The sequence below is a fragment of the Bacillus sp. WC2507 genome (assembly GCF_052656125.1).
This window is the reverse complement of the sequence record NZ_JBQXPN010000001.1, coordinates 1786596-1799046: the sequence shown is the minus strand read 5'-3', so window position 1 is coordinate 1799046 and position 12451 is coordinate 1786596. Positions and strand designations below refer to the sequence as shown.

Annotated in this window: 14 protein-coding genes and 1 other annotated feature; all 14 genes read right to left on the bottom strand. The window is 36.6% G+C overall.

What is annotated here, in order from left to right:
* Positions 1 to 123: 123 nt before the first annotated feature.
* Positions 124 to 1407 (bottom strand): uracil permease, encoded by a 1284-nt coding sequence (uraA, locus tag ACUN28_RS09725; RefSeq protein ID WP_016086568.1) that lies wholly within the window; start codon positions 1405 to 1407, stop codon positions 124 to 126.
* A 146-nt stretch (positions 1408 to 1553) separates the two neighbouring features.
* Entirely contained in the window at positions 1554 to 2096 is a 543-nt protein-coding gene (pyrR, locus tag ACUN28_RS09720) for a bifunctional pyrimidine operon transcriptional regulator/uracil phosphoribosyltransferase (protein ID WP_001156490.1), read from the bottom strand.
* 204 nt (positions 2097 to 2300) lie between these two features.
* Positions 2301 to 3209, bottom strand: coding sequence for an RluA family pseudouridine synthase (locus tag ACUN28_RS09715; RefSeq protein ID WP_016086567.1), 909 nt, complete (start codon positions 3207 to 3209; stop codon positions 2301 to 2303).
* A gap of 4 nt (positions 3210 to 3213) precedes the next feature.
* The gene (gene lspA / locus ACUN28_RS09710; RefSeq protein ID WP_000642186.1) at positions 3214 to 3672 is read right to left on the bottom strand and encodes a lipoprotein signal peptidase LspA; all 459 of its coding nucleotides are present in this window, start codon (positions 3670 to 3672) and stop codon (positions 3214 to 3216) included.
* Between the two features lie 124 nt (positions 3673 to 3796).
* The gene (locus ACUN28_RS09705; protein WP_016086566.1) at positions 3797 to 4126 is read right to left on the bottom strand and encodes a TraR/DksA family transcriptional regulator; all 330 of its coding nucleotides are present in this window, start codon (positions 4124 to 4126) and stop codon (positions 3797 to 3799) included.
* Between the two features lie 157 nt (positions 4127 to 4283).
* Entirely contained in the window at positions 4284 to 7049 is a 2766-nt protein-coding gene (ileS2, locus tag ACUN28_RS09700) for an isoleucine--tRNA ligase (protein ID WP_016086565.1), read from the bottom strand.
* Between the two features lie 71 nt (positions 7050 to 7120).
* Positions 7121 to 7344 (bottom strand) — a binding site (T-box leader).
* Between the two features lie 51 nt (positions 7345 to 7395).
* Positions 7396 to 7902 carry a septum site-determining protein DivIVA gene (gene divIVA / locus ACUN28_RS09695; protein WP_001131611.1) on the bottom strand — a complete coding sequence of 169 codons (507 nt, stop codon included), beginning with the start codon at positions 7900 to 7902 and terminating at the stop codon, positions 7396 to 7398.
* Positions 7903 to 7991: 89 nt separating this feature from the next.
* The gene (locus ACUN28_RS09690; protein WP_016086564.1) at positions 7992 to 8759 is read right to left on the bottom strand and encodes a YlmH family RNA-binding protein; all 768 of its coding nucleotides are present in this window, start codon (positions 8757 to 8759) and stop codon (positions 7992 to 7994) included.
* Positions 8760 to 8774: 15 nt separating this feature from the next.
* Positions 8775 to 9038, bottom strand: coding sequence for a YggT family protein (locus ACUN28_RS09685; RefSeq protein WP_016086563.1), 264 nt, complete (start codon positions 9036 to 9038; stop codon positions 8775 to 8777).
* Between the two features lie 6 nt (positions 9039 to 9044).
* Positions 9045 to 9515, bottom strand: a complete 471-nt coding sequence (locus ACUN28_RS09680; protein WP_016086562.1) for a cell division protein SepF — start codon at positions 9513 to 9515, stop codon at positions 9045 to 9047.
* 19 nt (positions 9516 to 9534) lie between these two features.
* Positions 9535 to 10209 (bottom strand): YggS family pyridoxal phosphate-dependent enzyme, encoded by a 675-nt coding sequence (locus ACUN28_RS09675; RefSeq protein ID WP_016086561.1) that lies wholly within the window; start codon positions 10207 to 10209, stop codon positions 9535 to 9537.
* Positions 10206 to 11024, bottom strand: coding sequence for a peptidoglycan editing factor PgeF (gene pgeF / locus ACUN28_RS09670; protein WP_016086560.1), 819 nt, complete (start codon positions 11022 to 11024; stop codon positions 10206 to 10208). Before pgeF ends, ACUN28_RS09675 begins: the two co-directional genes overlap by 4 nt.
* A gap of 120 nt (positions 11025 to 11144) precedes the next feature.
* Positions 11145 to 11429: a YlmC/YmxH family sporulation protein gene (locus ACUN28_RS09665; RefSeq protein WP_033659759.1), complete on the bottom strand. Its 285-nt coding sequence runs from the start codon at positions 11427 to 11429 to the stop codon at positions 11145 to 11147.
* A gap of 166 nt (positions 11430 to 11595) precedes the next feature.
* Entirely contained in the window at positions 11596 to 12375 is a 780-nt protein-coding gene (gene sigG, locus ACUN28_RS09660; RefSeq protein WP_000197753.1) for an RNA polymerase sporulation sigma factor SigG, read from the bottom strand.
* Between the last annotated feature and the right edge of the window lie 76 nt (positions 12376 to 12451).

Here is a 12451-nt window from a genome sequence, read left to right as displayed (position 1 = left end):
TATGTTACCACTTTTGTATTTTTATAACAACATTTGTATAAAAATACCCTAGTCATATGAGACTAGGGTGCATGAAAGAAGCCACCCTTTCCGGTCTCACAGGACTGAATTAAAAGGTTATTATTATGAAGCAATCTGCTTAGATTGTTTTATTTGTTTCGTTTCCGGTAGTAGTAGATTTAATAGTACACCTACAATTGCTGCTAGTGCCATTCCTTCTACTTGGAACGATTCTCCTACATGGAGTACTGCTCCACCAATACCGATTACTAGTATTACTGATGCAATCATTAAGTTTCGTTTGTCACTTAAGTCCGTTTTATCATCTACCATCATGCGTAATCCGCTTGATGCGATTACACCGAAGAGTAAGATTGATACACCACCCATAACCGGTGTTGGGATCGAATGAATCAGTGCAGAAATCTTACCGATAAATCCGAATACGATTGCAAACACTGCTGAGCCGATGAATAAGTATACACTGTATGCTCTCGTAATTGCTAGCACACCGATGTTTTCACCATACGTTGTATTCGGTGGTCCACCTATAAGTGATGCAATCAATGTTGCTATTCCATCACCGAAGATTGAGCGATGTAAACCTGGTTTTTCAATTAAATCTCTTTTAATAACATTTCCAAGTACAATTTGATGTCCGATATGTTCTGAAATTGTTACTAATGCTACTGGTACCATCAAGAGTACAATCTTCCATGAAAACTCCGGAGTATATGTTACAAATGGTACTGTGAAATCTGGTACAACAAACCATTTTGCCTCAGCTACCGGCTTTAAGTCTACTAGCCCTTGGAAGTAAGCGAAGATATATCCGCCGATAATGCCAAGTAGCACTGGTATGATACTGAAAAATCCTCTTCCGAATATAGAGCATATAATTGTAATTGCTAATGTTACTAATGCTACCGAAAAGTGTGTAAAGCTATATTTGCCATCCGCACCGTTCATCGCCATGTTCACCGCTGTATGTGCTAAAGCTAGACCGATTACCATTACTACTGGACCAACTACGATTGGCGGAAGTAATTTCATAATCCACTCTGATCCTGATTTCTTAATTCCGAGTGAGATTAAGATGTACACAAGTCCTGCAAGTAAACCACCAAGCATTGCTGCTCCCGGTCCACCTGCGGTTTTCGCTGTTATAATCGGTGCGATAAAGGCGAATGATGATCCTAGATAAGCAGGTACTTGACCTTTCGTTATAAGAAGAAACGCTAACGTTCCTAATCCACTTGATATTAATGCTACTGACGGATTCAATCCTGTTAAAAACGGAACAAGCACTGTTGATCCAAACATCGCGAACAAATGTTGTATACTTAAAAATAACCATTTTCCCGGTTTCGGTACTTCATTAACGTCTAACACTGGCTTTTGTTCCATTGTTACATCCTCCTTCAGTTTAAATCTTTGCAATAAAAAAACTCTTTGTGCCTGTGCACAAAGAGTCCTACACTTTCGTATGCCAAATTTGACATATGAAAGCCAAGACCCTTTGGCAGCCTCACAGGACTACATTTAAAAGGGCTTTACTTATCGTATATGCTTACTCGATCTTGTTGATCTGTCTCTTGCAAATCAACTTCGATACGCTCTTCACTTGATGTTGGAATGTTCTTTCCTACATAATCAGCGCGAATTGGTAGTTCACGATGACCTCTATCAACAAGAACCGCTAATTGGATTTGTGATGGTCTACCTAAATCCATAAGAGCATCCATTGCTGCTCGAACTGTTCTTCCTGTGTATAATACATCATCCACAAGGATAACTTTTTTCTTCGTAATATCTACAGGGATATCAGAACCTTTTACAAGTGGTTCTTCATTTTTCGATTGTAGTGTTAGATCATCACGATATAACGTAATATCTAGCTCTCCAACTTCCATTTCTTTTCCTTCAATTTGACCAATTCGTTCTGCCAAACGTTGTGCAATAAAAATTCCACGCGTTTTAATTCCGACAAGAACACAATTATCGACACCTTTATTTCGTTCCACGATTTCATGACTAATTCGTGTTAAAGCGCGGCGAATCATTTGGTCATCTAAAACAACAGCTTTCTCTTGCATGCTCTACACCTCCAAGCTTTTTTTCTTGCGTGAGAGTAATGGTATAAAAAAAAGTCCTCTCAGCGTGTGCGAGAGGACTTTTGAAAAAGGGTACAGCATACCCTATGTATTTCAAACCGTTACCTTCTCAACCTCACGGGGCTGTGTTAAAGGATCATTATTTAACTGTTGTCAGTATCTCAGTTTTTTTATGATTTGTCAATACTATTTCCGTAAAATATTTAATGCATCTTCAAACACTTCTGGAATCGGTGCCTCAAACTGAATATATTCACCAGTACGAGGATGGTCAAACCCTAAAATACCTGCGTGAAGTGCTTGTCCATTCATGTCTAATGTTTTCTTCGGACCATACTTCGGATCTCCTGCAAGTGGATAGCCAATATATTTCATATGAACACGAATTTGGTGCGTACGTCCCGTTTCTAAGCGACATTCTACAAGTGTAAAATCTTTAAAGCGTTCTAACACTTGGAAGTGCGTAACAGCATTCTTACCATTTTCATCAACTGTCATGCTTTGACGTTCTTTCTTATCGCGACCAATTGGAGCATCAATTGTTCCCTTATCGTGCGGAATCACACCGTGTACAATCGCTTTGTAACGTCTTGTTACTGTTTTTGCTACAAGTTGATTTACAAGTGATTCATGCGCCATATCATTTTTAGCAACCATTAATAGTCCCGATGTATCTTTATCAATACGATGCACGATGCCAGGACGCATTACACCGTTAATGCCTGATAAATCCGTACAATGATGCATAAGGCCGTTTACAAGCGTACCGCTTGTATGCCCTGGAGCTGGATGTACAACCATACCACGTGGCTTATTAACAACGAGTACATCTTCATCTTCATAATAAATTTCTAAGCTCATATCTTCTGCTTGGATATCTAACTCTTCTGGATCAGGAATCGTTACTGTAATTTCATCGTTTTCTTTAACTTTATAATTCACTTTTACCGACTTTCCATTAACTGTAACGACACCATCTTTAATCCATTGCTGTACTTGTGAACGTGACCATTCACTGTTTATTTCTGCAACGAATTTATCAATTCGCTCGCTTTTTTGTTCTTCTGCAACTGTTACTTGTACTACTTCACTCATTCAATTACTCCTTCGTTTTCTTGCCTTCTAATAATGTTTGAATAATAATTAATACAACACCAATACATAATGCTGAATCAGCTATATTAAATACTGGATAGTTGTACGAGAAAATATACACGTGAATGAAATCCACTACTTCTTGTCTAAATACACGATCAATGAAATTACCAATTGCTCCGCCTAATATTAGACCTAATGAAATCCCTAGAAGTTTGTCTGTTTTCGCATATTTTTGCATATAAATTACGATAAATACTACAAAAACGACTGTAATAATGTAGAAGAACCACATTTTATTTTCTAAAATCCCCCAGGCAGCTCCTCTATTTCGATGTGATGTTATGTATAATACATTATCGATAATCGGAATGCTCGTACCCAATTCCATGTTCTTTACAATTAGCCATTTCGATATTTGATCGATGGCAATGACAAATAACGCTATTACATAATATATCATTTTCATTTCCCCCACAAAGACAGTGTACCTCAAAATTTTAGCATAGCTGCAACCTTTTCACAATGAACCTTTATAGAAGAATAAAATAAATTAAAAAAAGGTAATATAATATCGTTGTGCACATTCATACATTTACTTTTTCATAAAAAAATTCATGAATGGTACGGGCAGTCGGCATCGTTTTCATTTGTTTTACCGAAATTACTCTCCCTGTTTCTTCACAAATACCATACATATCTATTTCCATTTTAAATAATGCACGTTCTACATCTTTTAAGTCCTCTTTTATATCATGTAATAGGAGTTTTTTCTTTATCTCTTCCTTCATTTCATATCCAAGCTCTTCGCTAAACTCTGTATCATATTTGTGCATGACCTCTTTAGCTAGCCTCTCTTGTAACTCTTTTCGCATCAATTGCAATTCTTCTTTTATTTCCATATACATTTCATTCACGTGTACATTCCTCCCAGCTGCAATGTACGATTAGTGTGTCCGAAATTTCTATGCTTACCTCACACACATTTTTCCTTCATAGGAAAGAGAGTGAAAGTCATTTTAATATATCATCAATAAAAAAACTGACTGCACTTACGCACAGTCAGTTTTTTTATTATTTTACATAGTTTTCTTTAACAACTGTTGCACAACGCTCACATAATGTTTCATGTTCAGCATCTTTACCAATTGTTTCTGAAACTACCCAACAACGTTCACATGTTTCACCAGTTGCTTGAGTAACAACGACCGCTGTATGCTCATACTTCGGCGCATCTGCTGGCGCTTCTTCCATCATGCCACCAAGTTTATACTCAGAAACGATGAATAATTGCTTCAAGTCTTCGCTAATAGACTCTAACATAGCTTTCATTTCTGCAGTTGGATATAGCGTAATACTTGCATTTAATGACTTACCGATTACTTTTTCATTACGAGCTACTTCTAACGCTTTTAATACGTCATCACGCAATGTCATAAATGCATCCCATTTTGTTTTTAATGCTTCCGCACCATCTAATTCTACAGCTTCTGGCATATTAGTTAATTGTACACTTTCTTCTGTTACACCTGGAATATATGGCCATACTTCATCAGCTGTATGCGGTAAGATTGGAGTTACAAGTTTCGTCAATGCAACAAGAACATCATATAATACAGTTTGAATTGCACGACGATCTTCATGGTTTGCACCTTCAATGTATAAAATGTCTTTTGCAAAGTCTAAGTAGAATGAACTTAAATCAATTGTACAGAAGTTATGAATTGCATGATACACAGCAGCGAAGTCGTATGTTTCATATGCTTCTTTTACTTTTGTAATTAAGTCATTTAATTTCACTAACATGTAACGATCTACTTCACGAAGTTCAGCTACAGCTACTGTATTTTCACTTGGTTTAAAGTCATCTAAGTTTCCTAATAAGAAACGGAATGTGTTACGGATTTTACGATATACTTCTGCTACTTGTTTTAAAATATCATCTGAAATACGTACATCAGATTGATAGTCAACAGAAGATACCCATAAGCGTAAAATATCTCCACCTAATTGATCCATAATTTTCTTCGGTACGACGATGTTTCCAATCGACTTACTCATTTTACGTCCTTCACCATCTAATACGAAACCATGGCTTAGTACGCCTTTATATGGAGCTTTACCTGTTACAGCAACCGCTGTTGATAATGAAGAGTTAAACCAACCACGATACTGGTCAGATCCTTCTAAATATAAATCAGCTGGACGTTGTAAATCTTCGCGCTCTTCTAATACCGCTTGGTGAGAAGAACCTGAATCGAACCATACATCCATGATGTCTGTTTCTTTACGGAATTCACCATTTGGGCTACCTGGATGTGTAAATCCTTCTGGTAATAGATCTTTCGCTTCACGCTCGAACCATACGTTAGAACCGTGCTCACGGAATAAATCTGCTACATGATTAATTGTTTCATCCGTAATAATTGGATCACCATTCTCTGCATAGAATACAGGAATTGGCACACCCCATGCACGCTGACGAGAAATACACCAGTCACCACGGTCACGAACCATATTATGAAGACGAGTTTCTCCCCATGCTGGTACCCATTTTGTTTCCGCAACAGCTTCTAATAACTCTTTACGGAATGCTTCAATAGATGCAAACCACTGTGCTGTCGCACGGAAAATAATTGGTTTTTTTGTTCTCCAATCATGTGGGTATGAATGCGTAATGAATGTTAGTTTCAGTAACGCGCCTACTTCTTCTAATTTTTCTGTAATTGGCTTGTTAGCTTTATCATAGAATAAGCCTTCAAATCCAGGCGCTTCCTCTGTTAATACACCTTTATCATCAACTGGGCAAAGTACTTCTAATCCATACTTTTTACCAACAACGAAGTCATCTTCCCCGTGTCCTGGTGCTGTATGAACACAACCTGTACCTGCATCTGTTGTTACGTGATCTCCTAGCATAACTAATGAATCACGATCGTAGAATGGATGTTTTGCAACTGTATACTCAAGTTCGCTACCTTTTACCGTTTTCACAACTTCAGCATTTTCCCACTCTAACGTTTTTGCAACTGTCTCAAATAGTTCAGAAGCAATAATATATTTTTCACCATTTACTTTTATAATAGAGTATTCAAGTTCTGGGTGAACAGAAATACCTAAGTTTGCAGGTAACGTCCAAGGTGTTGTTGTCCAGATAATGTATTTCTCATCACCTTCTAATACGTTCTTTCCGTCTTTTACAGGGAATGCTACGTAAATAGATGCTGATTTTTTATCTTGATATTCAATTTCAGCTTCTGCTAAAGCTGATTCACTTGTTGGAGACCAGTAAACTGGTTTTTGCCCTTTATAGATATAACCTTTTTTCGCCATATCACCAAATACTTTAATTTGTTGTGCTTCATAAGCTGGCTCTAAAGTAATATATGGGTTATCCCAATCAGCACGTACACCTAAACGCTTAAATTGTTCACGTTGACGTTCTACTTGTTCATATGCATACTCTGCACATAGCTTACGGAACTCAGCAACTGTCATTTCTTTACGCTTTACACCTTTATTTGTTAAAGCTTGCTCAATTGGTAAACCATGTGTATCCCAACCTGGTACATATGGTGCACAGTAACCAGTCATTGATTTATAACGAACAATAAAGTCTTTTAACACTTTATTTAATGCATGCCCCATATGAATGTCACCATTCGCATATGGAGGTCCATCATGCAGTACAAATAAAGGACGACCTTTCGTATGTTCTTGTACCTTTTCATAAATATTCATTTCAGCCCAGTTTTCTTGCATCGCAGGCTCACGTTTTGGTAAATTCCCACGCATTGGGAACTCTGTTTTTGGCATTAGTAATGTATTTTTGTACTCCATGCTCAATTCCTCCTTACATGTATAAAAGAAACACTTAAAAAACGGAATAAAAAAGAGACCTTCTCATCCCAAAAAGGGACGAGAAAGTCTCCCGCGGTACCACCCTAGTAGATCCTATACGTATGTATACAATCCTCTTTATATTCTTAACGCGAATATACGCCTACGCTTACTCTATTTGTTCAGCGAGGAACTCCAGGGTGATATTCCCATTATCTCCTTATCCTGAGCTTACACCATCCTCAGTTCGCTATATAAGGTATGAAAAGGTACTTATCCCTATCTTCGTTTTTCTTAATAAATATGTTGTTTAAAATTATATGTAATAATGAGAAAAACGTCAAGCTTACACTGTTTCTTCTTTTTTCAACAGTTCATCCACTTCGTCTTCTAACTCAATTAGTTTATCCCAATCATCGTTGTTTAACATTTCAAGCTGTGTTTCTAATAACATACGGAAACGAGTGCGGAATACTTTTGCTTGTTTCTTTAGCTCTTCAATATCAAAAGCAACTTTTCTTGATTTCACTAACGCTTCGTTAATAATACGGTCTGCATTCTTTTCCGCTTCACGTACGATTAATTTTGCTTCTTTTTGCGCATTACGTTTTACTTCTTCCGCTGCTTCTTGTGCAACGACAATAGATTTGTTTAACGTATCTTCAATATTAGAGAAATGATCTAACTTTCCTTCTAATTGCGCAACTTTTTCTTCTAAAGCTTTTTTCTCACGAATGACTAATTCATAATCTTTGATAATTTGATCAAGAAACTCATTTACTTGATCTTCATCATAGCCACGGAATCCGCGACCAAATTCTTTGTTATGAATATCTAATGGTGTTAACGGCACAACGCCACCTCCAAGTAGTTATCTAAATTTCCTCTTTCAATTATATCTTTTCTTCGACAAAATAGGAGGATTTCCTTCTAAAAAACCAATCATTTTAGTATACCATACAAAATTCTCCATTTGTCGCGCTTTGTTCTACCTTCTACAGAAAACAATTTACTTCGTCCATATCCTCTCACTGAAAAAACATCTCCTGGATAACATTCATAAGAGGTTTGCTCGACTGTTTTCCAATTCACTTTTACTAAACCATTTTTTATGAAAGGTTGTACTTTTTGTCTGGATATATGTAACATTTCAGCTAACATCACATCTAAACGAAGTGAAGAAACCGTTCCGGTTTTCTCTCCCCACGTCTCTTGTATCTGTAGAATTTTTTCTCCTTGCACTGGTGATAAGGAGATTTTCACTTTCCCTATCGATTGTAAGTTCATCTCAATATAAGATACAACTTCTTTCGCGACTACAATTTGGGCACGATCTTCTTGAAGCAAAATATCACCACATTTTTCTCTCGTTAAACCGAGAGACATAAATGTACCTAATATTTGCCTATGTTCTAGCGTATAAAACTTGGAAGGATAGTCAATTTCCAATACTTCTACTTGAAATTCCTCTTCATTTACTACTAGATAGTCCGGATAAATGAGTGCTCTTTTGCGCTCTGCATGAGGCGTTGCACCATCAAATTGTACAGCAACATCTCCTTGTCCAATTACCATAGTGACAATTTGTTGCTGTCTTGGATCAAGAAAATCTGTTAACTTCACTTGATGGTACTCAGCCGCCTGTTTCCACTCTAATACTTTATCCACAAAGACCACTTCATCAGGTCTAAAATGCTCGTAGATGCTCATGCATATAACCTCTTACTATAAGAAATAGCCGAATATACTTATTAAACCATTCGTAGCAAGCTTTAACGCAAAAATCGCAACGAGTGGAGAGATATCAATCATACCAAGCGGCGGAATAAATCTGCGAAATGGTTCTAAATACGGTTCACAAATACGCGCAAGAATTTCTCCAAAAGTTGATTCCTTTGCACCTGGGAACCATGATAGGAGAATGTAAACAATAAGTGCCCACGAGTAAATCTCGATAGCATAAACTAAAAGCCTTAAAACTGTTTCCATGGCGTATTACCACCTCTTTATATTTGTGTCTTCTTCTTCACCGAATAACTCTGAAATTGCGCCAACAATATCTACATTTTCAGGTGTACACATAAATGTTTTCGGTCCTATTTTTTGAATATCCCCGCCTATAGCGTATACAGTACCACTTAAAAAGTCAACGATACGTACAGCTTGATCAGTAGACATTCGTTGTAAATTAATCACAACAGCTCGTCTACCTTTTAAATGGTCCGAAATCCCTTGCGCTTCCGAATATGTGCGCGGTTCTAATAAAACAACTTTTGAAGATTGCTTTGCCGTTTCAATGCTCACAACATTTTGTTTCGGTTGCGCTTTTGGAAACGTAACATCTTGTTGTTCTGGCGGATCTTGCTGCTTCTTCATGTCTGTTTGCTCCTTTTCATAACCATATTGAGCTGCTTCTTTTTCTTCCGGTGTATCAAAAAAGAAGTATTTTACTTTTGACCAACTCATAATAAGATTCTCCTTCCTTTTACGCTTTTCCTACTAAAATCGTCCCCAAACGAATATATGTAGCACCTTCTTCAATTGCAATCGTGTAATCATTAGACATTCCCATTGATAATTCTTTACATGGCGCATGTAATAATTCTAGCTCCTGCACCTCTGTTTGTAGCATACGCAACTCCTTAAAACAGCGTCTGATTTCTTCCTCTTCTTCTGTAAACGGAGCCATTGTCATTAGTCCCACCACTTCAATCTTATCCAATTCTTGCAAACTTTGAATAAAAGAAATGGTTTCTTCTATTGCCAATCCTTGCTTGGATTCTTCAGATGATGTTTTCACTTGAATAAAACATTTCACTTTCTTATCCGCACGTTTTTGAATTTCTTTTGCAAGTGAAAGACGATCTAACGAATGTAAATAATCAATTTCATTAATGATTTCTTTTACTTTTCTCGTTTGTAATGATCCAATAAAATGCCAATTCACTTTTGAACCGAAATGTTCGTACTTCTGTAAGAAACCTTCATTTCTATTTTCACCTAAATCGATAATTCCAGCTTCAATTACTTCGTTTGTTTTTTCAATTCCTACCGTTTTTGTAACCGCAACGAGTTTAATATCTTTCAACGAACGTCCAGCTCGTACGCAAGATTGTTTAATTGCTTCGTTTACAGTTGTTAAATTTTTTTGTACTGTCACTTGCTTTCTTCCTCCTTAAAACCTATGAAACTCAACATTCTCCCTGTCTTACCTTGATCACGACGATGAGAGAAAAATAGTTGTTCTTCACAGCTTGTACAAAGAGATGACATTACAATATTCTCTTCTTTTATGCCTGCTTGTACACATAATATACGATTAATTTCTTTTAAATTAATTGCGTACTGCCCATCAGAAATTTTTTTATAAGGGACAGAGCCATTTACTACTTGCTCTGCTGCTGTTAACACTCGATCATCAACAACGTAACAACAAGATCCAATTGCTGGTCCAATTGCAACATGAATTTCATCACTTGAAATCCCTTCTGCATTCCATTTTTGAATCATTTCCTTTGCAATCTCTTTTACAGTCCCTTTCCATCCAGCATGCGCAAGTCCTATCATACCATGTGATGGTGCATAAAAATAGAGTGGAACACAATCCGCGTAACATGATGTTAGAAGAACATCATTATTACTCGTATAAATGCCATCTGTTTTTGAAATGCCGTCTTCATATGAATAGACGCCACTTCCTTTTTCCTGTTGTCCTACTTTTTCAACATGATGATCATGAACTTGTTCAGAGCAAATCCAGTTTTCTAATGGTTTTTGTAACTTATTTGCTAAAATGCGTCTATTTTCATGAACGTTCTCCACGATATCATTCACATGTAATCCTAAATTCATCGCATGAAAGGAGCCCGTACTTACCCCACCATCTTTTGTCGTAAATCCAGCAGTAATGTTTCCAAGTTCTTTCCACGCTTGTAAATACAGTATACCGTCCACATATTTAAATGGTTCTCTCATAACAAAGCGGCTCCTTTTAATTAAAATAACATAAAAAAGCATGGTACTTCCTGTCTATTTTACCATACTTTTATTTTTTCATAATGACAACAGAAAAAAAAGAGGAATTTGTAATATTCTTTATGAAATTGTCGGTGTTTGTATTGATTCTGTTACAGAATTAACAGGATTTACTCTAACAAGTATGACATCTTCCCCAATTTTCATAATTTCCTCCCAAGGAATTACAATTTCTACATCTTTCCCAAAAATCCCTAACATACGTGACTGTTTGGAAATAACAATAGATTGAATCTGCCCTGTGTTCATATCAATTTCAATATCTCCAATATTCCCAAGCCTTTTTCCATCTGAAACATTTATTATCTCTTTCATTTGCAACTCCGAAATTCTTATCACTTTCATCCTCTCCCTTATATATGACGGATTGAAAAAACGCTATTTCTCAAATTAACAGGAAGCACCCTCTACTAACCACATATTATTTTCATTATATGAACACAGCTGCCCTACTATGAGCGCAAACAAACTATATGACATATAAAAAGGTCTCACCATAAATGGTGAAACCTTATCCTTGTATCGTCTTATTCATTTGTTTAATAGCTGATTTCTCTAAACGTGACACTTGCGCTTGAGAAATCCCAATTTCTTCTGCAACTTCCATTTGTGTCTTTCCTTGAAAGAAACGTTTTCGAATAATCATTTTCTCACGATCATTTAAACGCTTCATCCCTTCTTTCAGTGCTAATTCTTCAACCCACTGCTCGTCCTTTTGTTTTTCATCACTTAACTGATCCATAACAAAGATAGGATCTCCTCCATCGTTATAAATCGGTTCAAATAATGAAACTGGATCTTGAATCGCATCCAAAGCAAAAACAATTTCTTCATGAGTCACTTCAAGCACTTTTGCAATATCCATTGCTGTTGGTTCTTTTGAATTTTCTGCAATTAATTTTTCTCTTACTTGTAATGCTTTATACGCAATATCTCGTAATGAGCGAGATACGCGAATCGGATTGTTATCACGCAAATATCTGCGTATTTCCCCAATAATCATCGGCACAGCATACGTTGAAAATTTTACATTTTGGCCTAAATCAAAGTTATCAATGGATTTCATAAGTCCGATGCAACCAACTTGAAATAAATCGTCAACATATTCTCCTCTGTTATTAAATCTTTGGATGACGCTCAGTACAAGACGTAAGTTTCCATTCACTAATTTCTCTCTTGCGCTTATCTCTCCACTTTGCATTTCACGAAATAATTTACGCATTTCATCATTTTTTAGTACGGGAAGTTTAGCTGTATCAACACCGCAAATTTCTACTTTGTTTCTCGTCAAAGTGTTCCCTCCTATCGGGAGTTGCTGTACAGTGTAAAGTATTTCCTTTGAAGGGGATTTTATGCATGCGGTTTTC

Excerpts from the sequence above, each read along its gene's own strand:
- uraA (WP_016086568.1), bottom strand. The coding sequence starts at position 1,407 with ATGGAACAAAAGCCAGTGTTAGACGTTAATGAAGTACCGAAACCGGGA.
- pyrR (WP_001156490.1), bottom strand. The coding sequence starts at position 2,096 with ATGCAAGAGAAAGCTGTTGTTTTAGATGACCAAATGATTCGCCGCGCT.
- ACUN28_RS09715 (WP_016086567.1), bottom strand. The coding sequence starts at position 3,209 with ATGAGTGAAGTAGTACAAGTAACAGTTGCAGAAGAACAAAAAAGCGAG.
- lspA (WP_000642186.1), bottom strand. The coding sequence starts at position 3,672 with ATGATATATTATGTAATAGCGTTATTTGTCATTGCCATCGATCAAATA.
- ileS2 (WP_016086565.1), bottom strand. The coding sequence starts at position 7,049 with ATGGAGTACAAAAATACATTACTAATGCCAAAAACAGAGTTCCCAATG.
- ACUN28_RS09690 (WP_016086564.1), bottom strand. The coding sequence starts at position 8,759 with ATGAGCATCTACGAGCATTTTAGACCTGATGAAGTGGTCTTTGTGGAT.
- ACUN28_RS09685 (WP_016086563.1), bottom strand. The coding sequence starts at position 9,038 with ATGGAAACAGTTTTAAGGCTTTTAGTTTATGCTATCGAGATTTACTCG.
- ACUN28_RS09680 (WP_016086562.1), bottom strand. The coding sequence starts at position 9,515 with ATGAGTTGGTCAAAAGTAAAATACTTCTTTTTTGATACACCGGAAGAA.
- pgeF (WP_016086560.1), bottom strand. The coding sequence starts at position 11,024 with ATGAGAGAACCATTTAAATATGTGGACGGTATACTGTATTTACAAGCG.
- ACUN28_RS09665 (WP_033659759.1), bottom strand. The coding sequence starts at position 11,429 with ATGAAAGTGATAAGAATTTCGGAGTTGCAAATGAAAGAGATAATAAAT.